Source organism: Stenotrophomonas sp. STEN020 (genome assembly GCF_056760195.1).
Window position 1 is genome coordinate 1 of sequence record NZ_JBRREI010000048.1, and the last position, 26634, is coordinate 26634.

At 64.6% G+C, this 26634-nt stretch carries 26 protein-coding genes, 1 other RNA gene and 1 riboswitch; of the genes, 22 read left to right on the forward strand and 5 right to left on the reverse strand.

All coding sequences use genetic code 11. The annotated features are described in order from the left end of the window. Nucleotides 1-413: 413 nt before the first annotated feature. Nucleotides 414-597, forward strand: a riboswitch (FMN riboswitch). 75 nt (nt 598-672) lie between these two features. The 9 genes from ACVOLZ_RS17165 (at nt 673) to ACVOLZ_RS17205 (ending at nt 7205) form a co-directional block, all read left to right on the forward strand. Further along, nucleotides 673-1275, forward strand: coding sequence for a riboflavin synthase (locus tag ACVOLZ_RS17165; RefSeq protein ID WP_481517170.1), 603 nt, complete (start codon nt 673-675; stop codon nt 1273-1275). Further along, on the forward strand, nt 1272-2372 hold the full coding sequence (ribB, locus tag ACVOLZ_RS17170) for a 3,4-dihydroxy-2-butanone-4-phosphate synthase (RefSeq protein WP_481517171.1): 1101 nt from the start codon (nt 1272-1274) through the stop codon (nt 2370-2372). Before ACVOLZ_RS17165 ends, ribB begins: the two co-directional genes overlap by 4 nt. 112 nt (nt 2373-2484) lie before the next feature. Then, complete coding sequence (gene ribH, locus ACVOLZ_RS17175; RefSeq protein ID WP_481517172.1) at nt 2485-2952, forward strand: 6,7-dimethyl-8-ribityllumazine synthase; 468 nt, start codon at nt 2485-2487, stop codon at nt 2950-2952. Beyond that, entirely contained in the window at nt 2949-3428 is a 480-nt protein-coding gene (gene nusB / locus ACVOLZ_RS17180) for a transcription antitermination factor NusB (protein ID WP_481517173.1), read from the forward strand. Before ribH ends, nusB begins: the two co-directional genes overlap by 4 nt. Before the next feature lie 93 nt (nt 3429-3521). Beyond that, the gene (thiL, locus tag ACVOLZ_RS17185) at nt 3522-4514 is read left to right on the forward strand and encodes a thiamine-phosphate kinase (protein ID WP_481517174.1); all 993 of its coding nucleotides are present in this window, start codon (nt 3522-3524) and stop codon (nt 4512-4514) included. A 181-nt stretch (nt 4515-4695) separates the two neighbouring features. Continuing rightward, a complete protein-coding gene (locus ACVOLZ_RS17190; RefSeq protein ID WP_481517175.1) occupies nt 4696-5094 on the forward strand; it encodes a roadblock/LC7 domain-containing protein in 399 nt (132 codons plus the stop codon). Between the two features lie 163 nt (nt 5095-5257). Then, complete coding sequence (locus ACVOLZ_RS17195) at nt 5258-5620, forward strand: roadblock/LC7 domain-containing protein (RefSeq protein WP_481517176.1); 363 nt, start codon at nt 5258-5260, stop codon at nt 5618-5620. 77 nt (nt 5621-5697) lie between these two features. Further along, nucleotides 5698-6654 (forward strand): hypothetical protein, encoded by a 957-nt coding sequence (locus ACVOLZ_RS17200; RefSeq protein WP_481517177.1) that lies wholly within the window; start codon nt 5698-5700, stop codon nt 6652-6654. Then, nucleotides 6651-7205 (forward strand): GTP-binding protein, encoded by a 555-nt coding sequence (locus ACVOLZ_RS17205; protein ID WP_481517198.1) that lies wholly within the window; start codon nt 6651-6653, stop codon nt 7203-7205. The genes ACVOLZ_RS17200 and ACVOLZ_RS17205 overlap by 4 nt, the downstream gene beginning before the upstream one ends. Nucleotides 7206-7335: 130 nt before the next feature. Here the strand turns inward: ACVOLZ_RS17205 and ACVOLZ_RS17210 are convergent, their stop codons facing one another. The 4 genes from ACVOLZ_RS17210 to ACVOLZ_RS17225 are packed head-to-tail and all read right to left on the reverse strand — an operon-like array spanning nt 7336 to nt 11342. Beyond that, nucleotides 7336-8715 carry an FAD-binding oxidoreductase gene (locus ACVOLZ_RS17210; protein WP_481517178.1) on the reverse strand — a complete coding sequence of 460 codons (1380 nt, stop codon included), beginning with the start codon at nt 8713-8715 and terminating at the stop codon, nt 7336-7338. Continuing rightward, complete coding sequence (locus ACVOLZ_RS17215) at nt 8712-9254, reverse strand: metal-dependent hydrolase (RefSeq protein WP_481517179.1); 543 nt, start codon at nt 9252-9254, stop codon at nt 8712-8714. Before ACVOLZ_RS17215 ends, ACVOLZ_RS17210 begins: the two co-directional genes overlap by 4 nt. Beyond that, entirely contained in the window at nt 9254-9628 is a 375-nt protein-coding gene (locus ACVOLZ_RS17220) for a YraN family protein (RefSeq protein ID WP_481517180.1), read from the reverse strand. Before ACVOLZ_RS17220 ends, ACVOLZ_RS17215 begins: the two co-directional genes overlap by 1 nt. After that, on the reverse strand, nt 9618-11342 hold the full coding sequence (locus ACVOLZ_RS17225; protein WP_481517181.1) for a penicillin-binding protein activator: 1725 nt from the start codon (nt 11340-11342) through the stop codon (nt 9618-9620). Before ACVOLZ_RS17225 ends, ACVOLZ_RS17220 begins: the two co-directional genes overlap by 11 nt. An 82-nt stretch (nt 11343-11424) precedes the next feature. Between ACVOLZ_RS17225 and rsmI the strand changes: the two genes are divergently transcribed. From rsmI to rnpB, 3 genes are all read left to right on the forward strand, one after another. Further along, a complete protein-coding gene (gene rsmI, locus ACVOLZ_RS17230; protein ID WP_481517182.1) occupies nt 11425-12261 on the forward strand; it encodes a 16S rRNA (cytidine(1402)-2'-O)-methyltransferase in 837 nt (278 codons plus the stop codon). Beyond that, the gene (locus ACVOLZ_RS17235; protein WP_481517183.1) at nt 12239-13003 is read left to right on the forward strand and encodes a hypothetical protein; all 765 of its coding nucleotides are present in this window, start codon (nt 12239-12241) and stop codon (nt 13001-13003) included. Before rsmI ends, ACVOLZ_RS17235 begins: the two co-directional genes overlap by 23 nt. Before the next feature lie 45 nt (nt 13004-13048). Then, nucleotides 13049-13399, forward strand: an RNA gene (gene rnpB / locus ACVOLZ_RS17240) — RNase P RNA component class A. Nucleotides 13400-13994: 595 nt separating this feature from the next. Here the strand turns inward: rnpB and ACVOLZ_RS17245 are convergent. Beyond that, nucleotides 13995-14771, reverse strand: coding sequence for an NRDE family protein (locus ACVOLZ_RS17245; protein WP_481517184.1), 777 nt, complete (start codon nt 14769-14771; stop codon nt 13995-13997). Nucleotides 14772-15099: 328 nt separating this feature from the next. On the opposite strand from ACVOLZ_RS17245, the gene mraZ reads away from it, so the two are divergent. From mraZ to murC, 10 genes are read left to right on the forward strand one after another with little or no spacing between them, the layout of a single operon-like run. Beyond that, entirely contained in the window at nt 15100-15546 is a 447-nt protein-coding gene (gene mraZ / locus ACVOLZ_RS17250; protein ID WP_057627453.1) for a division/cell wall cluster transcriptional repressor MraZ, read from the forward strand. Nucleotides 15547-15560: 14 nt separating this feature from the next. After that, on the forward strand, nt 15561-16529 hold the full coding sequence (gene rsmH, locus ACVOLZ_RS17255; RefSeq protein ID WP_481517199.1) for a 16S rRNA (cytosine(1402)-N(4))-methyltransferase RsmH: 969 nt from the start codon (nt 15561-15563) through the stop codon (nt 16527-16529). Next, nucleotides 16526-16789, forward strand: a complete 264-nt coding sequence (ftsL, locus tag ACVOLZ_RS17260) for a cell division protein FtsL (RefSeq protein WP_282266357.1) — start codon at nt 16526-16528, stop codon at nt 16787-16789. The genes rsmH and ftsL overlap by 4 nt, the downstream gene beginning before the upstream one ends. After that, nucleotides 16786-18648, forward strand: a complete 1863-nt coding sequence (locus ACVOLZ_RS17265; RefSeq protein WP_481517185.1) for a peptidoglycan D,D-transpeptidase FtsI family protein — start codon at nt 16786-16788, stop codon at nt 18646-18648. The genes ftsL and ACVOLZ_RS17265 overlap by 4 nt, the downstream gene beginning before the upstream one ends. Nucleotides 18649-18656: 8 nt before the next feature. After that, nucleotides 18657-20135, forward strand: coding sequence for a UDP-N-acetylmuramoyl-L-alanyl-D-glutamate--2,6-diaminopimelate ligase (locus tag ACVOLZ_RS17270; protein WP_481517186.1), 1479 nt, complete (start codon nt 18657-18659; stop codon nt 20133-20135). Beyond that, nucleotides 20132-21514 carry a UDP-N-acetylmuramoyl-tripeptide--D-alanyl-D-alanine ligase gene (locus ACVOLZ_RS17275; protein WP_481517187.1) on the forward strand — a complete coding sequence of 461 codons (1383 nt, stop codon included), beginning with the start codon at nt 20132-20134 and terminating at the stop codon, nt 21512-21514. The genes ACVOLZ_RS17270 and ACVOLZ_RS17275 overlap by 4 nt, the downstream gene beginning before the upstream one ends. Then, on the forward strand, nt 21504-22589 hold the full coding sequence (gene mraY / locus ACVOLZ_RS17280; protein WP_481517188.1) for a phospho-N-acetylmuramoyl-pentapeptide-transferase: 1086 nt from the start codon (nt 21504-21506) through the stop codon (nt 22587-22589). The genes ACVOLZ_RS17275 and mraY overlap by 11 nt, the downstream gene beginning before the upstream one ends. Beyond that, entirely contained in the window at nt 22589-23908 is a 1320-nt protein-coding gene (gene ftsW, locus ACVOLZ_RS17285) for a putative lipid II flippase FtsW (protein ID WP_481517189.1), read from the forward strand. The genes mraY and ftsW overlap by 1 nt, the downstream gene beginning before the upstream one ends. Beyond that, nucleotides 23908-25152 (forward strand): undecaprenyldiphospho-muramoylpentapeptide beta-N-acetylglucosaminyltransferase, encoded by a 1245-nt coding sequence (gene murG, locus ACVOLZ_RS17290; RefSeq protein WP_481517190.1) that lies wholly within the window; start codon nt 23908-23910, stop codon nt 25150-25152. The genes ftsW and murG overlap by 1 nt, the downstream gene beginning before the upstream one ends. Continuing rightward, nucleotides 25149-26585 (forward strand): UDP-N-acetylmuramate--L-alanine ligase, encoded by a 1437-nt coding sequence (gene murC / locus ACVOLZ_RS17295; protein WP_481517191.1) that lies wholly within the window; start codon nt 25149-25151, stop codon nt 26583-26585. Before murG ends, murC begins: the two co-directional genes overlap by 4 nt. Nucleotides 26586-26634 lie beyond the last annotated feature (49 nt).

Sequence of the window (26634 nt, forward strand, 5' to 3'; positions counted from 1 at the left end):
CGCCCCCGCGGGGGCGGCGCCCGGCCCCCCCTTACAGCCGCGGGCCCCCCGCCCCCCCCCCGCCCCCCCCCCCCCCCCCCCCCCCCCCCCCCCCCCCCCCCCCCCACTACGCTTTAGCCCCTCTCCCGCGTGCGTGAGAGGGGTTGGGGTGAGGGTGGCTTTTTGCCGGTAAGGCCCTTGCCGAGCATGGCTCGGCACTACGCTTTAGCCCCTCGCTTTAGCCCCTCTCCCGCGTGCGGGAGAGGGGTTGGGGTGAGGGCCGCTTTTCGCTGGTAAAGCCTTTGCCGAGCATGGCTCGGCACTACGCTGGCTATCTGGCCCGTTCCATTGATGGGAAGCACTTGTTCAGCCCGGCCAGGGCCTTCCCCGGGGCGGCGCTGGTACAATCACCGGGCCGGTTCGCCGGCACTCACAAACGTCTTCAGGGCGGGGTGCAACTCCCCACCGGCGGTAGGTGCAATGCTCCAAAAGGGCGCTGCACGAGCCCGCGAGCGCTCCAGCAAGGTCCGCACAGCAGTGCGGCTGCCCGGTTGGAGGTCAGCAGATCCGGTCAGATTCCGGAGCCGACGGTCATAGTCCGGATGAAAGAAGACGGTGTTTCGGGCCCCTTGCGGGGGCCGTGCGCCTGTTTGCCTTGCGGCGTTTTTCGCTCATCTACTGCGGAGAACGTTAGTGTTCACTGGAATCATCGAAGGCGTCGGCCGTCTGGCCGCACGCGAACCCATCGGCGGCGATGTCCGCTTTACCTTTGCCGTCGGCAGCCTGCCGTTCGAGCAGGTGCAGATGGGCGAAAGCATCGCCGTCAACGGCGTCTGCCTGACTGTCATTGACTTCGACGGCAGCAGCTTCAAGGCCGATGCCTCAACCGAAACCCTGGACCTGACCACCCTTGGTGGCCTGGCCGAAGGTGCCGTGATCAACCTTGAGCGCGCCATGCGCCCAACCGACCGTCTCGGTGGCCATCTGGTCAGCGGCCATGTCGATGGCCTCGGCAAGGTGCTGTCCATCCATGAGGATGCACGTGCGCTGCGCTGGCGCTTTGCCGCACCCAAGCCGCTGCTCAAGTACATCGCCAAGAAAGGCTCGATCTGCGTGGATGGTGTCAGCCTCACCGTCAACGAAGCCGATGACGAAGGCTTTGAAGTCGCGCTGATCCCGCACACCGTCGCCAATACCGCGTTCTCCGCCACCGGCGTGGGCAGTGCGGTGAATCTGGAAATCGATCTGGTCGCCCGCTATGTCGAGCGCCTGCTGGGCCAAGGAGCCGCACAATGAATTTCGCCCCCGTTCCCGAACTGCTGGAAGAAATCCGCGCCGGTCGCATGGTGGTCATCGTTGATGACGAGGACCGCGAGAACGAAGGCGACCTGATCATGGCCGCCGAGCTGGTCAAGGCGTCGGACATCAACTTCATGGTCACCCACGGCCGCGGCCTGGTCTGCCTGCCGCTGACCCGTACCCGTGCAGCCGATCTCGGCCTGGCACCGATGGTGCAGGCCAATACCGCGCAGTTCCAGACCAATTTCACGGTCAGCATCGAAGCCGCCGAAGGCGTGACCACCGGCATCTCCGCGCATGACCGTGCCCACACCATCCGCACCGCGGTGAAGGCCAATGCCAAGCCGTCCGATCTGCACCAGCCGGGCCACATCTTCCCGCTGATCGCCCAGCCGGGCGGCGTGCTGACCCGTGCCGGTCATACCGAAGCCGGCGTCGATCTGGCGATGCTGGCCGGGCTGGAACCGGCTGGCGTGCTGGTGGAGATCCTCAACCCCGACGGCAGCATGGCGCGCCGCCCGGAGCTGGAAGTGTTCGCCCGCGAGCATGGTTTGAAGATGGGCTCCATCGCCGACCTGATCGCCTACCGCCTGGCCACCGAGCACACCGTCGAACGTGTGGACGAGCGCGAGATCGACACCGAGTTCGGCGCCTTCAAGCTGGTCACCTACCGTGACCGCATCGCCAACGACCTGCATTTCGCACTGGTCCGTGGCACCCCGGACAAGGAAACCCCGACGTTGGTCCGCGTGCAGGTGGAAAACCCGCTGGCCGACCTGCTGCACTGGCGTCGTGACGACTTCGGCGTGGCCAATACCGATGCACTGCGCGCCATCGACGCCGCCGGCAGCGGCGTGATGGTGGTGCTGTCGGCACCGCGTGACACCAATTCCCTGCTGGCCCGTCTGCGTCAGCAGCCGGCACCGGTCACCCCCGGCAAGGACAAGGATGTAGGTCAATGGCGCCGCAACGGCGCCGGCGCACAGATTCTGTCGGACCTGGGTTTGGGCAAGCTGCGCGTGCTCGGCACCCCGCGCCGGCAGATCGGCCTGGCCGGTTATGGGCTGGAAATCGTCGAAACCGTGCAGCCCTGAGCCACTGGCATGACCTGCAAGCCCGGCTGGACCGGGCTTGCAGCCGCTTTCTGCGTCGCGGGTTAAGCCCCCGCACGTTAGACTTACCCACCTTTTGGAACCCCACGCCCCCATGAGCCACTACGAAGGCGACCTCCGCCCGGCCGGTTCGGCCCGTTTTGCCATCATTGCCAGCCGCTGGAATGCCCGCATCACCGATGCGCTGGTGACCGGCGCACGCCAGAGCCTGGCCGGCAACGGTGTCGGCGAGGACGCCATCGACGTGGTGCGTGTACCCGGTGCCTGGGAAATCCCGCTGGTTGCGGCGCGCCTGGCTGCGGCCGGGCAGCACGCTGCAATCATCACCCTGGGCTGTGTGATCCGTGGCGATACCCGCCATTACGAGCACGTTGCCGACCGTTGTGCCGAAGGCCTGATGCGCGCCCAGCTGGATTTCGGCGTGCCGGTGCTCAATGGCGTGCTGGCGGTGGAGCGGGTGGAAGACGCCGAGGCCCGCGCAGGCGGCAGCCACGGCAACAAGGGTGAGGAAGCCGCCTTGGCGGCAATTGAAATGGTCAATCTTCTGGAACAGCTGCCATGAACAACAAGAACAACGGCAAGCCTGCCGGAAAGCCGGTCCGTCGCGACGGCATCGATCCGGTGCTGCGCTCGCGCGCGCGCCGCCGTGCCCTGCAGGCCATCTACGCCTGGCAGATCTCCGGCGGCAACGCCGAGTCGCTGCTGGCCCAGTTTGCCCATGAGCAGGCCCATGAAATCGCCGATCTGGTGTATTTCGAAAGTCTGCTGCGTGGCGTGCTCGACAACCGTCGTGATCTGGACGAGGCGCTGGCCCCGTTCGTCGACCGCGCCGTTGAAGAAGTCGATGCCATCGAGCGTGCAGTGCTGCGCGTGGCAGCCTATGAGCTGCGTTACCGCCAGGACGTGCCGTACCGCGTGGTGATCAACGAAGCCATCGAAACCGCCAAGCGTTTCGGCTCCGAACACGGCCATACCTACGTAAATGGCGTGCTTGATCGTGCCGCGCTAGAGTGGCGCAAGACTGAATCCAACCAATAACCGACGGCGGCGGTTTCGCCACCGATGGGGTTTGCTACAGCGCCGGGCCGGCATCATCGGCACCGGCGTTGTTGTTTTTAAGGGAGCGCGATCATGAGCCTTGACGAGTTTGGACTGATCGAACGGATCCGTAGTCGTACCGCCGCGCGCGCTGACATCGTGCTCGGCATTGGTGACGATGCGGCCTTGCTGCAGCCGGCGCCCGGCCAGCAGCTGGTGGTGACCACCGATACGCTCAACGTAGGTGTGCACTTTCCGGCGGAAACGCCGCCCGCCGATATCGGCTGGAAGGCATTGGCGGTGAATCTGTCCGATCTGGCCGCAATGGGCGCGCAACCGGCTTGGTGCAGCTTGTCGCTGTCGCTGCCCGATGCCGATCCGGACTGGGTCGATCAATTCGCCCAAGGTTTCTTCCAACTGGCCGATCTGCATGGCATCGCCCTGATTGGCGGTGACACCACGCGTGGTCCGCTGTCGATCTCGATCACCGCGATGGGCCAGGCAGCAGCGGGGCAGGCATTACGCCGTGATGGTGCGCAGCTTGGCGACGACATCTGGGTCAGTGGCGTGCCGGGTGAAGCCGGTCTGGCCCTGGCGTTGTGGCAGCAGCAGGCCTTGGATGTAAGCCGGATTGCAGGCGATGCAGCGCTGGAGCATCTACGCCAGCGCCTGGCGCGGCCAACGCCGCGGGTTGAACTGGGCCGTGCGTTGCGGGGTATCGCGAGTGCTGCGGTGGATATATCCGATGGTCTGCTCGCCGATCTGGGCCACATCTGCGCACGCAGCGGGGTTGCCGCCGATGTACTTGAAAACGCGTTGCCGGCCTCGTCGGCGGCCGCGCAGGCGGGCCTGTCCGAGGCGTTCATGGCGTTGCGTGGCAGTGCCGGCGACGACTATGAGTTGTGCTTCACCGCGCCGCAGGCACTGCGGCAGGCGGTGCACGAAACCATGGCATCCGTAGCAGTTCCGCTTACCCGGATTGGCTATATTCGAGCCGGAACAGGGGTACAGGTGATCAACCAGGAGGGTGCTGTGCTGGCGGCTTCAAGGCAAGGCTACAACCACTTTTCAGGCCTCGGGGAATAGGGGAGAGCCCCGCAAGCAGTAAGACGGGTTTCAGTGTTCACGCGGCATCCACGTATTCATAATTACCATCTCGTTCGTGATGGACGTCGCGGTTTGATGCAATCGAGAGTCTGCATCCGGCGACAGCAAACAGGGGGAAGTAGTCGTGGAAACAGCAACGTTGGAAAAGGTACGGGCGAAGATGAGTGATGTAGGTACACCCTCGGTCACGGTTGACAGCCGTGCCCTGGAAACAGCACTCGACACCGTCATCGACCGCAACGTTGGCATTTCCATGCTGCTGGTCTCCACGGCCGATGGCCGTGCGATCGCTCACCGTTCGTTGAACAAGCTCGATCCACGACGCTTGTCAGCGATGAGCAATTCCTTCCTGACGCTTGGGGAAACCTTGTCGCGCGAGCTCGGCCTGACGGCGGCCGACTACGTGACCATGTCCACCTCACAGGGCAGCATGGTGCTGGTACGCGTTGCTGCGGACCGGCCCTATACGCTGGCCGCGCTCGGCCATGCCGATACCTCCCTTGCAATCCTGCTGTACGCCGCTCGCGATGCTGCGGCGCGGATCAAGGTGTTGTTGTAACTCTCTGGCTGTAAATCATCGGCGCTGCAGCTTGCCTGGCATGCCAGGGAGGCAGCGCGGGTGAACGGGTTCGGGTACGACAAACCGAGGTGTTGCCAGCGCTGCACAGCGGCATGGCTGCACTCGACACTTACGCATCAATCGATCAGGAATGGAGAATCAAATGGCTGGGAACGTCAAGCTGGACAAGTTGAATGAGATCGCTGGTTTCGTCGGTGCTGCACTGGTCGACAGCGATAGCGGCATGGCCCTGGGCATGCTGGGTGGTGGTCCGATCAATCTGGAAGTTGCCGCTGCTGGCAATACCGAAGTAGTGCGCGCCAAGCGTCGCGTTGCCGCTTCGCTGGGCATCACCGATGCGATCGAAGACATTCTGATCACCCTGACCAAGCAGTACCACCTGGTTCGTCCGCTGGAAAGCAATGCGGACCTGTTCCTGTACGTGGTGCTGGACCGTTCGCGCGCCAACCTGGCGCTGGCACGTCACGAGCTGAAGTCGTTCGAACAGACGCTCGATTTCAAGTGATGCAATGACGCACCACTGCTCCGCGACGGAGCAGTGGTGCGCCAGCAGTGCTTCGACTCACAGAACCGATCGACACGATGAGTGCACCCGCCCGCAAAATCTCTGCCGCCGTGATCGGCTGTCAGGGTTTGGATGTCCTGCACATGATGCGGCTGAAGGTTGCCAGCTCGTTGCTGATGGCCGAGTACATCCAGGCCGAGGTGCAGGAGTGGAATCACCAGCAGGTGGATCTGCTGGTGGCCTGCATCGATGACAGCAATGGCCAGCAGTTGCTGCGCGAGGCCAACCAGCAGGGTTTGCCGGTGTTGGCGGTCACGCGCAAGATGCTGTCGGGTCTGACTATTCCGGGCGTGGCCTATGGCGCCAGCGTCCGCGACATTTTCCAGCAGTTGCGACAGCTGTTGTTGGCGTCTGATGACAGTGGCGAGCGTTTCAAGCCGCGTACGCTGTTTCGCAGTTTGAGTGGCAGCAAGGGCAAGCCCTGTCTGCTGCACATGGGCCTGGTCAAGCTGCTGATCGATGCTACGCATACGCGGGTAACCCTGCTGCGCGATCTGCCCTACGAAAATTTCCTCAAGGCCGCTGCCGAGCCGGGTTGGACCCTGTCGCAGCTTGGCAGCGCCGAGTCGGTGGATGATTGCATGGCCGACGCGGTCAGCACCCATGCATTCGAGGATTTCTGTTGGCAGGCGGCAGCACTGTCGCCGGAGCCGCTGCTGCAACGGGAGAGCGCAAGCCCATGTCAGCTGCGCGGCTGGCCCGAGGTGGAAACCGGCAAATTGCCAGTGCAATGGCTGTTGCCGATGGCGGCGATGATGCGACGGGCATGGCAGTCGGGCGAACTGGCCCAGGCGACCGGCACGTCGCTGGATGATATTGCCCGTATCATGGCCGCGGCGGCTTGTACCGGGCTGCTTGATGGCAGTGGCGCCGAGCTTGCTCCCGCGCAGGGTTCTGGCAACAAGGTGTCCGGCTTCTTCACACGTATCGCCAAGCGATTCGGGCTCAACTTCTCCAAGGGGCTTCAGGTCTGACGGCTATGGCAACCAAGTTGGTTTTTGTCGGTGAAATGGGTGCGGGTAAAACGACTGCGATCCGGTCGATCTCGGACATGGAACCGATCAGTACGGAAATGCCGATCAGCGACGACGCGGCGCTGGACGCATTCGAAGATAAATCGCACACCACGGTGGCGCTGGATTACAGCTCCATTGAACTGGGCGATGGTGAGCTGTTGCATGTCTATGGCGTGCCGGGCCAGGCCTACCTGGATTTCATGTGGCCGATCGTGGCCGAAGGTGCAATCGGCGTGATCGTACTTGTGAGCGCACTCAACCCGCGCGCGCTGCCAAGTACGTTGACACTGCTGGAGCGCTTCCGTGCGTTGGCACCGGACGCCTGCTTTGCAGTGGGCGTGACCTGCCAGGACCGTGAGCCTGATTTCAGCTTCAGCGAGTTCCGCAATGCCTTGGCCGGCGAAGGCCACCGCCTGCCGGTGATGTGGGTGGACGCGCGCGAAACCAGCCAGGTCGATTTCCTGATCAAGGCGTTGCTGTCGTGTCGCTACGCGGAATCGATTGCCTGAGCCAGCGGAACCGTAGGAGCGGCCTCGGTTTGTAGGAGCGGCGTAAGCCGCGAAGCCGGTGAGCTGTCAGACGTGGCGCTTGTAAAGCCCCCCCTGCCGAGCATGGCTCGGCACTACGGCCAGCCGGGCCCTACGCCTCCGGCAACACCTTGCCAGGATTGAGGATGCCGTCCGGATCCAACGCCTGCTTGATCGCACGCATCGTCGCCAAGGTACCTGCGGAAAACGCCTGTGGCATGAAATCGCGCTTGGCCAGACCAATGCCGTGCTCGCCCGACAAGGTGCCGCCCAACTGCAGGGCCAACGCAAATACCTTCGGCAAGGCAGCATGCGCACGCGCGTTCTCGTCGGCATCGTCAGGGTGATAAAGAATATTGACGTGCAGGTTGCCGTTGCCGGCATGACCAAAGGTCACGATCGGCAGCTCCGCCTGCGCCGACAATTGCTGCACGCCTTCCACCAGTGCCGGAATCTGCGACACCGGCACCACCACGTCTTCATTGATCTTGCCTGGCGCGATGGTCTTCAGCGCCGGCGAAAGGGCGCGGCGCGCTGCCCACAACTTGTCGCGCGCGCTGCCATCGGTGGCCACATCCAGCGCCAGCATGCCGTCACCTTCAGCGGCTTCTGCCAAGGCGTTCAATAGATAGGGCAGGGTGTCGTCATCACCATCGGTATCGATCAACAGCATCGCGCCGGCCTCGGGCACCTGTGCGCCGTTGTGACGCAACAACTGCAGGCTGCGTGCATCCATGAATTCCAGCGTGGTCGGCGTCACCGGCTGTGCCATCACCCGCGATACGGCTGCGGCAGCCGCTTCGGCATCGCGGTACAGCACGCGCAGGCCAGCCTGGCTGCGCGGGCGAGGGGTCAGCTTGAGTGTGGCTTCGACGATCAGCGCCAGCGTGCCTTCGCTGCCGACCAGCAGATGGGTGAGGTCGTAGCCAGTGGAATCCTTGGTGTAAGCGCCGCCGCATTGGATCAGCTCGCCGGTGCCGGTGACCGCTACCAGGCCGAGTACGTTGTCGCGGCTGGTACCGTACTTCACCGCGCGCGGGCCGCCGGCATTGCAGGCCAGGTTGCCGCCGATGCTGCAGATATCCGCGCTGGAAGGGTCCGGCGGCCAGAACAGGCCATGCGGCATCAAGGCCTGTTGCAGGTCACCGTTGAGTACGCCGGGTTCGACCACCGCACAGCGATCACCGGGTTGTATCGCGACGATGCGGTTCATGCGCGCGAATGACAGCACGATGCCGCCAGCAGTTGGCACTGCAGCACCGGTGGTGCCGGTGCCGGTACCGCGCCCGACCAGGGGCACGCCGTGTTCGCGGCAGGCGCGGACGATGGCCTGGACCTGCTCACGGTTGCTGGGCAGCGCGACGCCTTGTGGGAGGGCATGCCGCCAGGAGTTGTCCTGTGCGTGCGCGTTCAAGCTGGCGGCATCGGTATGCCAGTCATCGCCGAGCAACTGCGACAGGGTTTGTACGAAAGCCGCGGGCAGGAATGTCATGGGGTTCCACTTGCTTCGGGGTTACGGTGTTGGATCAGGCGCCAGCCGGTTACAGCGATCAACAGCGGCAGCCATACCCAGCGCAGCTCCGACAGCACGGTCTGCAGGCCGCGTGCGCTGAAGAAATTATTGGCGAACGGAGATACGCGGATTGGTCGCCACGGTGCGAACAGGCGCTGGTCACTCCACGGCCACCATAGTGCGACGCCGAGACCGCCGGAGGTCAGTGCATCCAGTAGAGGATGCGACAAGGCGCAGATGAAGACGAATGCAAAGGCCTGCAGGCGACTTGCGCGCAGTGCCTTGGCGAATGCGGTTGCAAGCGCTGCCAACAGCGTGGCGAACAACAGCGAGTGGCTGGCGCCGCGATGGCCAAAATCATCGGCATAGGGAATATGCAGGGCGAAGGCCAGTACATCGGCATCGGGCAGCATCGCCGCCACAACGCCCGCACCCAGCAGGCGCGTGGAAACGCGTCCGCGCTCGCTGGCGCACCACAGTGCGAGTGGGATTGCGGCGTGGGTGAATATGCTTGGCATCAGCAATCGTCGGCGCGGAACGCGTCGCGTATCCAGTTCAGGCGTGGCGGTTCGCCGCTGGCTTCGACCACGTCGAAGCGGCAAGGGCTGTTGGCCAATGCGGGGTGTTGGCTCAGGTAGAGCTGGGCGGCGCGGACCAGTTTGCGGCGCTTGTTGATATCGATGGAGGCAGCGCCGCCGCCAAAGTGGGTTGAGCGGCGGTAGCGCACTTCGACAAATACCAGGCTGGCTGCATCGCGGTCGTACATCACCAGATCCAGCTCACCGCCGCGAAAGCGCACATTGCTGGCCCGCCACTGCAGCCCGGCCTTTTCAAGCAGGACACGGGCAGCGGCTTCCACCGCTGCACCGCGTTCGCTCTGCTCAGCGACCATCACCGATGGCAACCGGGCGGCCGGTACTGAATGTGGACCAGGCCGGTGTGCGTAGCACATTGCCGAAACCGTCCAGGTGCAGGGTGCCGGTGGCGCCGCTGAGGCCGCCGCTGGTGCTGTTGGCCAGCTTTTCCATGTAAGCGGTGATCTTCCAGGCGTCATAGCCGAAGGCGAACAGGCGGCCTGCGCCGCCGCGTGCGGTCGGCAGCGTAGTGGCCACAGTAGCGGCCGCCGGCAGGCCGGCAACGCCACGGCTGCTCCAGGCATCGGTCGGGAAGGCGATGCCATCCAGGGCGACGTCGTCTTCGGCCTTGCCGGTGCCGGCGGTCAACTGCGAGGTACCGACACGGCTGACGCCGCCCAAGCCGGCCAAGGCCAGCTGCGGCGCCAGTACACGCGCCTGGTTGCCCTTGACCGCGAGCAGGATCGCGTCGATGCCGGTTGCCTGGCGCAGCTGTGCGGTGATGTCAGCCGGCACTTCGCCGACAGTGATGGTCGCGGCGATCTTGCCGCCGCGCTCGCTGAAGCGCTCCTTGAAAGCGCTGCTGGAACGACGGCCGGCATCGTCACTGCTGGCGATCACCAGCACATTGCGGCGCTCGCGACCCAGCAGGTACTCGGCAGCCATCAAACCATCGTCTTCCGGTGCCAGCGAGAAAGCCGCGCTGCCCGGCGGCGGCGCGTCCTTGCCGCGATTCAGGGCAAGCAGCGGTACCGGCAGTTCGCTGCGGTGGAACAGCGCGTCCACTTCGTCGCGGCCGAGCGGGCCGACAATGAAGTCGACGCCGTTGCCGACCGCCTTGTCGTAGGCCGCGCCGGCACCGCTGGCGGTGCCCTTGGTGTCAATGAAGTCGATGGCCGGGCGGCGACGGCTTTCGCCGTAGTAGCCGGCCAGCAGGCCATCACGAACCGAGGCGCCGGCGGCGGCCAGATTGCCGCTGAGCGGCAACAGCACCGCCATCTTCACCGGTGGGCGGTAGCCGTCGGCATCGGCGGCCGGGCGCTTGCTGGTATCCAGCTGCGAGGCGGTGTCGCGGTCGAACGGACGCGGCAGCGGCAGGCCACGGCCGATCATCGCGCGGCCAGCGTGGTTGTAGAGCGGGTCACCGACCGGCAGCGCGGCGGCGCGGCTGCTGAGGGTGGCGTCGTTCAGGCCGGCCAACAGGCGGGTGATGGCGCGCTGGTTGTCAATGCGTGCCGTGCCGCTGAGCAGGGTGCCGGCGCGGGCGCGCTCGGCGGCTGCTGCAAAGGCGTCGCCGCTGGCTTCCAGCGCCTGCGCGCGGGCCAGGTACCAGCGTGCCTGCAGTGGCGCCGGCAGTGCTGCCGGATTTTCGGTCAACACCTGCAGCACGGTGGCCGGCTGCTTGTCGCCCAGCGCCAGTTCGGCCTGCAGCAGGTTGAAGCGCTGGCGGGTGGCGCCGGACAGCTGGCGCGGCTGCACCTGTGCCATCAGCATGCGCGCACGCGCGCTGTCACCGGCTTCCTGCCAGGCAAAGGCGGCATCGGCCAGCAGCGGGCTCTTGGCGGCGCCGCGTACCAGTGCGGCCTGGGCTTCCAGTTGCTGTGCGGCGTCGCGCGGTTTGCCTTGTTCAAGCAGGGCGATGGCGGCCTGCTGGGCTGGTGAGCTGGTCGGCGCTACGCTGGTGGTGGCGCAGCCGACGAACAGCAGCATCGACAATGACAGGGCGGAAATCCGTGCGGCTGGCTTGTTCATTTGAGGTCCGTTCGACAGGGCGCGGCAGTGCCGGGCGGGGGAAACGGTACGATTCTACCCTTGGCCCACGGAAATACCGATGATGAGTACTGCTGCTGCCACCTTGTATGTCGTTGCCACGCCGATCGGCAACCTTGGCGATCTGAGTCCGCGTGCACAGGAGGTACTGCGTTCGGTGGCCGCCATTTGTGCGGAAGACACCCGCCATACCGGTCAGCTGCTATCGCATTTCGGCATCAGCAAACCCTTGGTGGCTCTGCACGACCACAACGAAGAGGCGATGGCTGAGCGCGTCGTGGCACGGTTGCTGGGCGGCGAGTCGTTGGCGGTGGTCAGCGATGCTGGCACGCCGCTGGTCAGTGACCCGGGCTTCCGCCTGGTGCGCGCGGCGCGCGCGGCCGGGGTCAAGGTCAGCCCAATCCCAGGCGCCTGCGCGGCAATTGCCGCCTTGAGTGTGGCTGGATTGCCCAGTGATCGCTTCCTGTTTGAAGGCTTCCTGCCGGCCAAAGGCGCAGCCCGGCGCGAGCGCCTGAACAAGCTGGCGGCCGAGACCGGCACTCTGGTGTTCTACGAGTCCTCGCACCGTATTGCCGAGTCCCTGGCCGACATGGTGGCTGCATTTGGTGGTGAGCGTCCGGCGGTGGTGGCGCGGGAATTGACCAAGCTGTTCGAGACCGTGCTCGATGGCAGCCTGGAGCAACTGTTGGCCAAGGTGCTGGCCGACGACAACCAGCGCAAGGGCGAGTTCGTGGTGATGGTTCAGGGCGCCGGCGACGATGAAGAAGCCAAGATCGCCGAAGGCCGTCGTTTGTACGCCAAGTTGAACGAGCACCTGCCGCCTTCCACTGCCGCCAAGCTGGCGGCCGAACTGAGCGGTGCGCCGCGCAAGGCGTTGTATGGACAGGGCAGCAACGACTGAGGCGATGTGGGCGGCGGCCGATGCCGCCAGCCTGCGCCAGCAACTGGACCTGCGCGAGCATCCGTTGGCGGGCGGCACTGGCGGCGAGATCAAGACCCAGCGCGAGCGCTGGATGATGGTGCGCTGGTTGACTGCCTGGGCGGAGCAGCTGGTCTATCCGTTGCGGGTGAGCAAGCGCGAGAGCCCGGATTTCATGCTGGATACCGGTACTGACCGGGTTGGCGTGGAGTGCATGGAAGTGGTGCCGGAGGCCTTCAAGCAGCTACAGGCCAAGTTGAACGGCATCAATTCCGGTTGGGTGCGGCCGGTGCCAGGTCACCGCGCCGAGGAGGCGCGGGCCGAATGGGATAGCCCGCTGCTGCGTCAGTTGTTGGCTGATACCTATGAAGGCAGTCCATGGGCGGGCGATGAACCTGAGCGGCTGTGGGTGGAAGTGATGCGCTGGGCGGTAGAGAAAAAGCGTCAGGTGCTGCACAAGCCAGGCTATGCCCGTCAAGCGCGCAACGTGTTGTTGCTGTACGACAACTGGCCGTTGCCGGCTGTTGCCTTTGTCGAAGATGCCGATCCGGCGGTGTTGCGCAGCTGGGCGTTGGCCGCGCTGGATGAGTTGTCGCGGCAATTGCGGGACAGTGGCGCGCATGCGGACTTCCAGCAGATCGACATCCTGCATGAAGGTTGGCTGCTGTCATTCACTGCGGAGGGAGTGCGACCGCTGCATTACCAGGTGTTTGCAGCTGAATGAAATGATCGGCCGGTGGTGTGCCGGACGTGCGATAATGCGCGCGGCGGAGTCGGCCAGACAGTCGCGTCATTCCTTCGGGAATGCCGAGGAAAGTCCGGGCTCCACAGGGCAAGGTGCCAGGTAACGCCTGGGCGGCGCAAGCCGACGGAAAGTGCAACAGGAAGATACCGCCGAACGGCCTTCGGGCGCGTGGTAAGGGTGAAATGGTGCGGTAAGAGCGCACCGCGAGTCTGGCAACAGACCGGCACGGCAAACCCCACCTGGAGCAAGACCAAATAGGGACCTAATGGCGTGGCCCGCGTCGGGTCCGGGTAGGTTGCTTGAGCGTTACGGTGACGTAGCGCCTAGAGGAATGACTGTCCACGACAAAACCCGGCTTATCGGCCGGCTCCGCCGCTTTCATCGCCTGGCGGGCGATGAAAGCCCCAAAGTTTTGCGTTGCAAAACTTTGGGCCCCGGGCCTCTGGCCTTCCAATTCCCCGCGCCTGTCGGCGCGCCCCCTTTACTAAAGGGGGCTGTTGCTCTTCGGATTTTTTGCTTGGCTCGCTGCGCATCGTGGCGGGGAAAGTGCGGCTGTAGCTTTTGTGGCTGTGGCTTTTGCTCTGCTTTCGGCTCGAGCTCTGGCCATGATTGTGATTGTGGCTCTTGCTCTTGCTCTTGCTCTTGCCTCTTGCCTCTGCCTCTTGCTGAGGCTCTGGCTGAGGCTGAGGCTTTGGCTTTGGCTTTGGCTCTGGCTCTGGCTCTGGCTGTTGCTGTTGCCGTGGCTTTGGCCTTGGCTGTTGCTCCTGCTCCTGCTCCTGCCTTGCTGTGTTCTTTCCCTTCTCCCGCTTGCGGGGGAAGGTGCCCGAAGGGCGGATGGGGGGAGATTTTGATCTTGCTTTGGCTGTGGGCCAAAGCCAAAGCCAAAGCCAAAGCCAAAGCACCCCTCCCTAACCCTCCCCTTCGCCTGCGGCGAAAGGGAGGGGGCCAAGCTTCGGCCAAGGTGAGGGGGCTAGGAGCCTAAGCCTTCCTTTCCAATCTCCACGCGCGTCTCTCCCAGATACACACCATCTGGGCCGAAGCGACGCTCGTGGATGAATCCCCCTCCATTCGTGCCGATCGCCACGATGGTGCTGGCGCGGGTGCCGTAGTCAGTTCCGCGTATGAACGCGCTAGACAAGCGTCGTTCCAACTCCAGTGGAACACCGGTAGCCGGTAGTTGTGCGTCCGCGGCCTGCTGCTCATCGGCCAGCGCGGCCCAAAGCGGCTCCAGGCCGTCATTTCCTGCGGCCAACCAATTCTCAATCACGCTCATCAAGCGACGGGTCTTGGGCCAGGGTGCATCCAGCGCACCGTTGGACATGCCGTGCACGCCCGGCGCCAGATCCTGCCGGGCCTGCGGATGGTTGCCTAGATAGCTGCAGCTTTCAGCGTCGGCGACCAATAGATTGAACGGTGCAAACTCCGGCGCCCGGCTGGCCAGTGTGTCGGCATAGTCCGTGGCCGGCTGTCCGCCAGCCAGGTAGCTGGCGATCAGCTCGCCACGCGAAGGTCCACCGGTGGCTGCGCTCGGGTCGCGCACATTGGTGACCACGGCTGCCTGCCCGCGCAGATTCACGCCCATCCAGCTGCCGCCGGAGCGCAGGTCGCGGCCGGCGATCACGTTGTCGTAAGGCGATGGCCAGCGCTGCAACGGCGCGGTGGGGCGGGCGTGGAACTCGTCACGGTTGCCGGCCATGAGCAGGCGCCAATGCGGGTGGGCTTTCCAGGTGAGGGCGACAAGGCACATGCACGGAGTGTGCCGTTTTGCGCGGGTGTCAGCCATGTGGGCCTGAATGGCGGCTGGGCTGTGGCCCTGTTTTCACGCCACCTCTACACCACTGAATTTCATACAAATCTCAAAATTCGAAGTAAACCAGTAACTTGTGGATAAACCTTGAACAACTCTCTAAACATTGGTGCAAACCATTGATGCGGCACGTGATTTTGTGCGCGGAAAGTTGTTGACAACCCTAAGGCCGCTGCTAAGGTGGGCATCAGAGGGGAAACCGGGTTTTTTGTGGTTTTTCGTGGTTCAATAACTTCCCAAGCAAAACCAACGAACGGGTGCCACAGGCGTGTTCCAGGGTGAGACTGCCATCACGGTTGACGACAAGGGACGCATGGCGGTGCCAACCGCCTACCGCGACCTGGTTGCGCGTGCCAGCGGTAATCGCCTTGTGCTGACCTACAACCCGTTCGAAGCCGGTTGCTTGTGGTTGTACTCAGAGCAGGAGTGGGAGCGGGTGCGGGACGACGTAATGGCAAAGCCCAATACCCAGCGCGTAGTGCGCACCCTGCAGCAGAAGCTTGTCGGCTCGGCCGCCCATCTGGAACTGGATGGCAATGGCCGTATCAGCCTGCCGTCCAGTCACCGCAGCGCGGTGGGCATCGAGAAGAAAGCAGTGCTGATGGGCATGGGTGAAAAGTTTGAATTGTGGAGCGAGCAAGCGCATCGCGCACTGATCCAGCAGACATTGTCTGATGAGGATCTGGGCGATGGGCTTCTCGATCTGAAGTTGTGAGCCGGGGTGCCCGGGTGCGCGGTGGAGCGCAGGCCGGTCACCCAGCGGTGTCGCAGCCGCCGGCAGCTCACCTGCCGGTGCTGTACACCCAGGTCCTTGACGGCCTGAGGGTGATCGAAAACGGTACTTATCTGGATGGCACGTTCGGTCGTGGCGGTCACGCCGGTGGCGTGCTGCGCCAGCTCGGCCCGGACGGGCGCCTGCTGGTGATGGACAAGGACCCCGAGGCCATTGCCGTGGCCGAGCGCGACTTCGCGCCGGACGGCCGAGTCTCGATCTATCGCGGCAGCTTTGCCGATCTGCTGGACTGGAGCGAAACCGCTGCCGGTCTGGATGGTGTTCTGTTCGACCTGGGCGTGTCCTCGCCGCAGCTCGACGTGGCCGAGCGTGGTTTCAGCTTCGGCAAGGACGGTCCGCTGGACATGCGCATGGACCCGGATTCGGGTGAAAGCGCTGCGGATTGGTTGAACCGCGCCGAAGACCGCGAAATCGCCGACGTGCTGTTCACCTATGGCGATGAGCGCCAGAGCCGTCGCATCGCCCGCGCCATCGTTGCCCGTCGCGAGAAGCAGCCGTTCACCCGTACTGCTGAACTGGCCGAGCTGATCGCCTCGGTGATGCCGCGTGGCAAGGACAAGATCCATCCGGCCACGCGCAGCTTCCAGGCCATCCGCATCCATATCAACCGCGAGCTGGCCGACCTTGAAGCCGGTCTGGACGCGGCGATGGCGCGGCTCAAGCCCGGTGGCCGTTTGGCGGTGATCAGTTTCCATTCGCTGGAAGACCGCATCGTCAAGCAATTCATGAACCGTCATGCCAAGGCGCCGCCGACCAATCGCCGGCTGCCGGAACTGCAGGCGTTCGTGCCGACGCTGGAACTGATCGGCGGTGCCATCAAGGCCGATGACGACGAGCTGGCGATGAACCCGCGCTCGCGCAGCGCGGTGCTGCGTGTGGCCCAGAAGTGCGAGGTGGCCGGATGAGCCGCCTGCTGTTGATCGTCCTGCTGGCGTGCACGATTGCCTCGGCAATCGGCGTGGTGTTCATGCGCCATCGCCACCGCCAGCTGTTCGTCGAGCTGTCCAAGCTGGAACACGCGCGCGACGAGATCAACATCGAGTTCGGCCGCCTGCAGCTGGAACAGGCAACCTTGGCCCAGGCCACGCGCGTGGACCAGGAAGCCCGTGGCCGTCTGGGCATGAAGTTCCCCGAGGCCGCTGACATCGTGGTGATCCGGCCATGACCAAGCCTATCCGCAACCGTACCCGCACGCAGTTCAACCTGCGTAACCGCATGCTGATGGTCGGCGTGGGGCTGGGTCTGTGTGCGGTGACGCTGGTCGGCCGTGCCGCGTATGTGCAGCTGATCAACAACGATTTCTACCAGCGCGAAGGCGAAGCCCGCTTCCTGCGCGATGTGCCGATCCCGACCTCGCGCGGCATGATCACCGATCGCAATGGCGAGCCGGTGGCGGTGTCCACGCCGGTGGCCTCGATCTGGGTCAATCCGCAGGAGCTGCTGCGCACGCCCGAGCGTATTCCCGAGCTGGCGCGCGCGCTGTCGCTGCCGGTGGATGAACTGACCACCAAGCTGACCCAGAAGGCCGACAAGGAATTCATGTACCTGCGCCGCCGGATCAATCCGGATGTGGCCGAGCAGGTGGTCGCGCTGAAGATTCCGGGTGTGTTCTCGCAACGCGAGTTCCGTCGCTACTACCCGCAGGGTGAGGCGATGGCACACGTGCTCGGCTTCACCAACATCGATGATCTCGGCCAGGAAGGCCTGGAGCTTGCCTTCGACGAATGGCTGCGCGGCAAGCCGGGCGCCAAGCGTGTCATCCGCGACCGCAAGGGCGCGATCGTCGAGAGCATTGATCTGGTACGTCCTGCCGAGCCGGGCAAGGATTTGACCCTGAGCATCGACCGCCGCATCCAGTTCCTGGCGATGCGCGAGCTGCGCAACGCGGTCACCACCAACAAGGCGGCTGGCGGTTCCATCGTGATCATGGATGTGGCTACCGGCGAAGTGATGGCCATGGCCAACCTGCCGACCTACAACCCGAATTCGGTCAGTGGTGCGACCCCGGACACGCGCCGCAACCGCGCTGTCACCGATCTGGTCGAGCCCGGCTCGACGATGAAGCCGCTGACCATTGCCACTGCGTTGCAGAATCACGTGGTCACCCCGGATACGATCATCGACACCAATCCGGGCTATATGTCGCTGGGCCGTTACACCATCCGCGACGTGCCGCGTAACAACGGCGTGCTCAATGTCACCGGCGTGATCACCCGCAGCTCGAACATCGGTGCGGCCAAGATCGTGGCGCGCATCCCTGATCAGACCTTCTACGACTCGGTGCGTGGCTTCGGCTACGGCGTTGCTCCGAACAGCGGCTTCCCCGGCGAATCGTCGGGTGTGGTCGCGCGCCCGGGCAGCCCGAGCTGGTATGGCACCACCAAGACCACCATGTCCTACGGCTACGGCCTGTCGGTGACGCCGCTGCAGATCGCGCAGGCGTATTCGGCGCTGGCCAATGGCGGGCAGGTGATCCAGCCGACCTTCATCAAGGGCCAGCGCAACGAAGCACGCCAGGTCATCGACCCGGAAGTGGCGCGCGAAGTCGTGCGGATGATGGAAACCGTGGTCACCAATGGTGGCGCCAAGCAAGCGGCAATCCTCGGTTACCACGTGGCCGGCAAGACCGGCACCGCGCGCAAGAACGGCCCCAACGGCTACGAGCGCGGCCACTACAACCTGCTGTTCGCCGGTGTCGTACCGGCTACCGCGCCGCGTTATGCGGCGGTGATCGTGGTCAACGACCCGCAGGGTTCGCTGCAGTACGGCGGTCTGGTCTCCGCACCGGTGTTCCATCACGTGATGGAAGGCACGCTGCGCTTGATGGACGTGCCGCCGGACGACATCCAGTCGTGGCTGGCTGCGCAGGCCGCAGGCAAGGTGGGCGGCAAGCCGGGCAGCAGTGCTGCGCCGCTGCCAGTTCCGCAGGACCCGGACGAGGCACCGAACGCCACTGCCGAATTTGATGCCGCACTGCCGACGGCTGTCGCTCCGACGCCTGCCGCTACGGAGGTGCGCCAGTGAGCCACACAATGAAATTGTCACAGCTGCTGCCGGATCTGGTCCTGTCACAGGACCCGCAGATCGGCGGCCTGGTATTGGATTCAAGGCATATCCGGGCCGGTGATGCGTTCGTCGCAATCGCCGGCTTTGGCGCGCATGGTCTGGGCTTTGTCGAACAGGCCAAGGCTGCCGGCGCAGCCGCGATCCTGTTTGATCCGCCGGCACCGGCCGAACTGCCGGCACCGGCCGATGCCATCGCCGTGCCCGGCCTGCGTACGCGCATGGGCGCGATGGCCGACCAGTTCCACGGCCAGCCCTCGCGGGCGATGACCATGGTCGGCGTCACCGGCACCAATGGCAAAACCTCGACCGTGCAGCTGCTCGGCCAGGCCTGGCATCTGCTGGGTACGCTCAGCGGCTCGATCGGCACCCTCGGTGTTGGCCTGTACGGCGATGTGGTGCCGACCGGCTTCACCACGCCGCTGGTGCTGCAGATGCATGAAGTGCTGGCACAGCTGCGCGATGGCGGTGCCAAGGCGGTGGCGATGGAAGTCAGCTCGCATGCCTTGGATCAGGGCCGCGTCGATGCAGTGCATTACGACGTTGCGGTGTTCACCAATCTCACTCGTGACCATCTCGATTACCACGGTGACATGGAAGCTTACGGCGCGGCCAAGGCCAAGCTGTTCCATCGTCCGGGCCTGAAGGCTGCGGCGATCAATCTGGACGATGCCTTCGGCCGTGAACTGATCACCACGCTGGCAGCTGACGTGCAGGCGATTGGCCTGAGCTCGACCGGCCAGGCCGGTGCCACCATCCGCGCCGAGAATCTGGTGCTGGACGGGCAGGGTCTGGGCTTTGATCTGCTCATTGGCAATGAGCGCCACGCGCTGCGCTCGCCGCTGCTGGGCCGCTTCAACGTCGACAACCTGCTGGCCGTGGCCGGTGCGCTGCATGGCCTGGGCGAAACCAGCGTCAACATCGCCAAGGTGCTGGGCCAGCTGCAGCCGATCCGCGGCCGTATGAATCGCCTCGGCGGTCAGGGCGAGCCGACCGTGGTCATCGACTACGCCCACACCCCTGACGCGCTGGAACAGGCGCTGCGCAGCCTGCATGGTCATCTTGATGGCCGCCTGCTGTGCGTATTCGGTTGCGGTGGTGAGCGCGACACCGGCAAGCGCCCGCAGATGGCGGCTATTGCCGAAAAATTGGCCGATGTGGTGTTCGTCACTGACGACAATCCGCGCGGCGAGAATGGCGACGTGATCGTCGCCGACATCATGGCCGGGTTTGTGGCGCCTGCGCAGGTGAACGTGGTGCGCGATCGCGCCCGCGCCATCGACGCTGCGGTCGCACAGGCAGGCGCCGGCGACATCGTGTTGATCGCCGGCAAGGGCCATGAGCCCTACCAGGAGATTGCAGGTATCAAACATCCTTTCGATGACACCGATGTGGCATCGCGCGCGCTGCAGGCGCGCCGTTCCACTGCTGCGGAGGTGCGTCCATGAAGCGCACGCCGCTGTCGCTGATTGCCCATTGGGCCGCTGGCGAAATCCACGGCGACGACGTCAGCATCGATGCGGTCAGCAATGACACGCGTACGCTGGCAGCGGGCAGTCTGTACGTCGCCCTGCGCGGCGAGCGTTTTGACGGCCATGACTTTGCCGCCACTGCGGTCGAGCAGGGCGCCAGCGCCTTGCTGGTGGATCGCCTGTTGCCGCTGGAAGTGCCGCAGATCGTGGTCGCCAACACCGAGCTGGCGCTGGCGAAAATTGCCGCGGCGATGCAGCAGCAGCGCGCTACCCGTGTGTTTGCCATCACCGGCAGCAACGGCAAGACCAGCGTGAAGAACCTGCTGTTGGCCGTGATGCAGCACGCTGCTGCGGTGCTGGGCCAGCACGTCTACGCGACGCCGGGCAACCGCAACAACGAGATCGGCCTGCCGCTGGCGGTGATCGACGCGCCGGAAGACGCCGACTTCGCCATTTACGAGATGGGTACCGGCAAGCCGGGCGATATCGCCTATCTGACCGCCATCGCCGCCCCGGACGTGTCCATCGTCAACAACGTCGCGCCGGCGCACCTGGAGCGGATGGGCAGCCTGCTGGAGATCGCCAACACCAAGGCAGCCGTCTATGACGACCTGCGCGATGGTGGTGTTGCGGTGATCAATGCCGACGACACCTTCTCTGCATACTTTGCTGCGCGCGCTGGCGCGCATCAGGTGATCCGCTTCGGTCTGGAAGTCAGCGCCGACGTCACCGCGACCAGCATCGTGCTCGACGAGGCTGGTTCGCGCTTCCAGCTGCGCACGCCGCAAGGTGATGCCGAGGTCGCGTTGCAGTTGCCGGGTCGCCACAACGTACTGAACGCACTGGCCGCCGCCTCGATGGCACTGGCAGCCGGTATTGCGCTACCGCTGGTGGTCGAAGGCCTGGCGCAGGCGCGCCCGGTCGCCGGCCGCCAAGTCGCGCATGTGCTGGACAACGGCGCAGTGCTGATCGACGACAGCTACAACGCCAACCCGGGTTCGCTGGCAGCGGCGATCACCGCACTGGCTGCAGGCAAGGGCGAGGGTTGGCTGGTGTTGGGCGATATGCGTGAGCTGGGCCCGGACGCGCAGGCGCTGCATGCGCAGGCTGGTCAGCGTGCCCGCGCAGCCGGTCTCAAGCGTCTGTACACGCTGGGCCCGCTGAGCGCAGCGGCATCGGCGGCATTCGGCGAAGGCGGGCGTCACTTCGACTCCCATGCCGCGCTGGCCGCCGCGCTGCAAACCGAACTTCATGCTGGCGTGCGTTGCCTGGTCAAGGGCTCGCGCGGCAGCGCCATGGACAAGATTGTGACTGCGCTGTTGAAGCGCGGCGAGGACACTACACATGTTGCTTGAATTGGCCCGTTGGCTGCAGCAGTTGGACGGCCTGTTCCGGTTGTTCAACTACATTACGTTCCGCGGCATCCTCGCCGCCTTGACCGCGTTGTCGCTGTCATTGTGGTTGGGCCCGATGGCGATCCGTCGCCTGGCCCAGCTCAAGGGCGGGCAGCCGATCCGCAAGGACGGCCCGCAGTCGCACTTCTCCAAGGCCGGTACGCCGACCATGGGCGGCGGCTTGATCCTGACCACGGTGCTGGTCTCGGTGCTGATGTGGGGCGACCTGCGCAACCGCTATGTGTGGCTGGTGCTGGTGGTGATGCTGTGCTTCGGCGCCATCGGCTGGTACGACGACTGGTTGAAGATCGCCAAGCGCGATCCGAACGGCCTGAAGTCGCGTTGGAAGTACGCGCTGCAGTCGATCTTCGGTCTGGCCGCCGGCATCTTCCTGTACAAGACCGCGGTGGTGCCGGCGGAACTGACCTTCTACATCCCGATGTTCAAGTCGATTGCCTTGCCGCTGGCAGGCATCAGCTTCGTCGCGATTGCCTACTTCTGGATCGTCGGCTTCTCCAATGCGGTCAATCTGACTGATGGTCTGGACGGTCTGGCGATCATGCCGACGGTGCTGGTGGCCTGTGCGCTGGGCGTGTTCGCCTATGCCTCGGGCAACGCGGTGTTCTCCAGCTACCTGCAGATCCCGCAGATTCCCGGTGCCGGTGAACTGGTCATCATCTGCGCGGCGATTGCCGGCGCGGGCCTGGGTTTCCTCTGGTTCAACACCTATCCGGCGATGGTGTTCATGGGCGACGTCGGCGCACTGGCACTGGGCGCGGTGCTCGGCACCATCGCGGTGATCGTGCGCCAGGAGCTGGTGCTGGTGATCATGGGCGGCGTGTTCGTGATCGAAACGCTGTCGGTGATGATCCAGGTGGCTTCGTTCAAGCTCACCGGCAAGCGCGTGTTTCGCATGGCGCCGATCCATCACCATTTCGAGCTGAAGGGCTGGCCGGAGCCGCGCGTGATCGTGCGCTTCTGGATCATCTCGGTGGTGCTGGTGTTGATCGGCCTGGCAACGCTAAAGGTGCGCTGATGGACGACTACTCGCGTCAGGCAACCCGACTTGAAGCCATTGGTGGCAGCTACGACAAGTGGCTGCTCGGCGCCGCCGTGGCGCTGGCTTCGATCGGGATCGTGATGGTGGCTTCCAGCTCCATCGCGCTGACGCAGAGCCCGTTCTATTACCTCACCCGCCACCTGATCTTCATCGCCATCGGCGTGATCCTCGCAGCGGTGACAATGCGGGTAGAGCTGAAGGAAATCGAGAAGTACAACCAGCTGCTGTTGCTGGGCTGCTTCGCGCTGCTGATCGTGGTGTTCGTGCCCGGCCTGGGCAGCAGCGTCAACGGTGCACAGCGCTGGATCAACCTGGGCTTCTCCAAATTCCAGACCGTGGAAGCGGTCAAAGTGCTGTACATCGTCTGGTTGTCCAGCTATCTGGTGCGCTTCCGTGACGAGGTCAACGCCACCTGGCAGGCCATGCTCAAGCCGGTCGGGGTGGTCGGCGTGCTGGTCGTATTGCTGCTGCTGCAGCCTGATTTCGGTTCGTCGATGCTGCTGCTGGGCATCACCACCTGCATGCTGGTGCTGGGCGGTGCGCAGATCAAGCGCATCATCCTGCCGGTGCTGCTGCTGTTGCCGGGCCTGATCGCGCTGGTGATCTTCGAGCCCTACCGCATGCGTCGCGTCACCTCGTTCATGGACCCGTGGCAGGACCAGTTGGGTTCGGGCTACCAGCTGTCCAATGCGTTGATGGCGATCGGCCGTGGCGAGTGGACCGGCGTTGGCCTGGGTGCATCGATCCAGAAGCTCAACTACCTGCCCGAATCGCATACCGACTTCATCTTCTCGGTGATCGCCGAGGAGCTGGGTTTTCTTGGCGTGTGCGGCATCATCAGCCTGTACGTGCTGCTGGTCGGCCGTGCGTTCTGGCTGGGCATGCGCTGCATTGAAATGCGTCGCCACTTTGCCGGCTACATCGCTTTCGGCATTGCCCTGTGGATCAGCCTGCAGACCTTCGTCTCGATCGGCGTGAACCTGGGCATGCTGCCGACCAAGGGCCTGACCCTGCCGCTGATTTCTTCCGGCGGTTCCAGCGTGATGATGACCTGCGTGGCGATGGGGCTGCTGCTACGCGTGTCCTACGAGTACAACCGCGCGGTGCGTCGTCAGGAAGTCCGCGAGGACCTCGACGGCGTCGAGTTGGATGTGGCTGAAGTGCACGATGCCGCAGCGGCCGAGCCGCGCATGGAAACCGCCACGGCGGTTGCCGCAGCAGCGCAGAGCAGTGCCGCGCGCGGCACCAGCCGCATGCAGCAGCGCGTCGAGCCGACCTTCGGGAGGATCGCGTAATGGCTTCTGCGAACCTCAACAAGGACCAACGTCCGGTGATGATCATGGCCGGCGGTACCGGCGGTCATATCTTCCCGGGCTTGGCCGTGGCCAAGGTGCTGCGCGAGCGCGGCATCCCGGTCACCTGGCTGGGTGCTGACGGCGCGATGGAGACCCGTTTGGTGCCGCAGCACGACATCCATGTCGACACGCTGGCCATCTCCGGCCTGCGTGGCAAGGGCAAGCTGGCCTTGCTGGGTGCGCCGATCCGGGTGATGCGCGCAATCCGCAGTGCAGGTTATGTGCTGCGTGATCGCAAGCCGCGTGCAGTGGTGGCCTTTGGTGGCTTTGCCTCTGGTCCCGGTGGCATTGCTGCCCGCCTGCATGGCCTACCGTTGCTGGTGCACGAACAGAACCGTGCGCCGGGCATGACCAACCGCATCCTGTCGCGCTTTGCGCGCCGTGTACTGTCCGGCTTCCCGGGCAGCTTTGCCGGTGGCAAGGAAGAAGTGGTCGGCAATCCGGTGCGCGCCGAGATCGCCGCATTGCCGGCACCGGAGCAGCGTCTGGCCGGTCGCAGTGGCCCGATGCGGGTCCTGGTGCTGGGCGGCAGCCAGGGCGCTCGCGCCCTGAACAACGCCATGCCCAAGGCCATGGCTGCGCTGGGTGACAGCGTCGCCATCGAAGTCTGGCACCAGTGCGGTGAGAAGCTGCACGAAGAAGCGCTGCAGGCCTACCGCGCCGCTGGCGTGGAAGGCCGCGTCGACATGTTCATCAAGGACATGGCGGCCGCCTACAGCTGGGCCGATCTGGTGGTGTGCCGTTCCGGCGCATCAACTCTGGCCGAATTGTGCGCTGTGGGTATCGGCAGCGTGCTGGTGCCGTTCGCCGCTGCGGTGGACGACCACCAGACCCGCAATGCCGAATATCTGGTCGAACGCGGTGCCGCTGAGCTGCTCAAGCAGGACGACGCGCTGGCGACCAATCTGGAAGGCGTGCTGCGCACGCTGGCAAACAATCCCGGCCACCGCATGCAGATGGCGCAAGCCGCGCGTGGGTTGGCCAAGGTCGATGCGGCCGAACGCATCGCAGACATCATTCTGGAAGAAGCCGGGAACGGCGATTCGGGAAATGGGAATCGAGACAAGCAGGATCAAATGCACAACAGCAACGCCAACAGCAACGAAGGAGGCATGCAGCTCAGCGCTGCAGCTACCTCCATTCCCCATTCCCAACTCCCCATTCTCGCCGGAGGCAAACAATGATCCGCCGCCTCAACGACACCACCGACCTGGTCCGCGCTTTCCCGCGCGTGCATTTCGTCGGCATCGGCGGCACCGGCATGAGCGGTATCGCCGAAGTGATGCTGACCCTGGGCTATGAAGTCTCCGGTTCGGACAACGCCGACAACGCTGCCACCCGCCGTCTGGCGCGGCTGGGTGCGCGCGTGATGCGCGGTCACTCCGCTGCCAATGTGCTGGGCACCGATTGCATCGTGGTTTCCAGCGCCATCCGCGAAGACAACCCCGAGCTGATGGAAGCGCGCAGCCAGCGCATTCCGATCATGCCGCGCGCGGCGATGCTGGCCGAGCTGATGCGCTTCCGTCGCGGCATCGCCGTCGCCGGCACGCATGGCAAGACCACCACGACCTCGCTGACCGCTGCAATCCTGAGCGAAGGCAAGCTGGACCCGACCTTCGTGATCGGCGGCCAGTTGCTGGCGGCCGGTGCCAACGCCAAGCTTGGCGGCGGCCAGTGGCTGGTTGCCGAGGCCGATGAAAGCGATGGCAGCTTCCTGCGGCTGAATCCGCTGGTGGCGGTGATCACCAATATCGACGCCGACCATCTTGAGAACTACGGCAACGATTTCGCGCGCGTGCAGGCAGCGTTCGCCGAGTTCCTGCAGCGCCTGCCGTTCTACGGCTTGGCGGTGCTGTGCATCGATGATCCGGAGGTGGCTGCATTGGCTGCCAAGACCCCGCGTCACGTGATGAGCTACGGCCTGAGCAGCAATGCCGACGTACGCGCCGAAGACGTGGTGCAGGATGGCCCGCGCATGCGTTTCACCCTGCGCCTGCCGGAAGGCACCAGCGTGCCGGTGGTGTTGGCACTGCCGGGCAAGCACAACGTGCTCAATGCACTGGCCGCCGCTGCGGTGGCCTGGCAGTTGGGCGTGGCACCGGAAGACATCGCCGCTGCGCTGCAGAAGTTCGAAGGCGTTGGCCGTCGCTTCAACGACCTTGGCGAAGTCACCACCCACAAGGGTGCCAAGGTGCGCGTGATCGACGACTACGGTCACCACCCGCGTGAGCTGGAAGCGGTGTTTGCCGCTGCTCGTGGCGGTTGGCCGGACAAGCGCTTGGTGGTGGCTTTCCAGCCGCACCGTTACAGCCGTACCCGTGATCAGTTCGATGCGTTCGCAGCCGTGCTGTCGGAAGTGGACGCGCTGGTGCTGAGCGAGGTTTACCCGGCCGGCGAAGCACCGATTCCCGGTGCCGATTCCAAGTCGCTGGCGCGCGCCATCCGTGCGCGGGGCCGCAGTGAGCCGGTGGTGGTGAGTCATTCCGCCGATCTGGCTTCGGTACTGCCCGACGTGCTGCAGGACGGCGATCTCCTGTTGATGATGGGTGCCGGCGACATCGGCGCCGTTGTCCAGCAAGTGGTCACCCACGGCTTCCAGGAGGCCAAGGGCGAATGATGCTTATCGCGCTGCCGCTGCGCCGTACCCACGCAACCGCTTTGCGGTC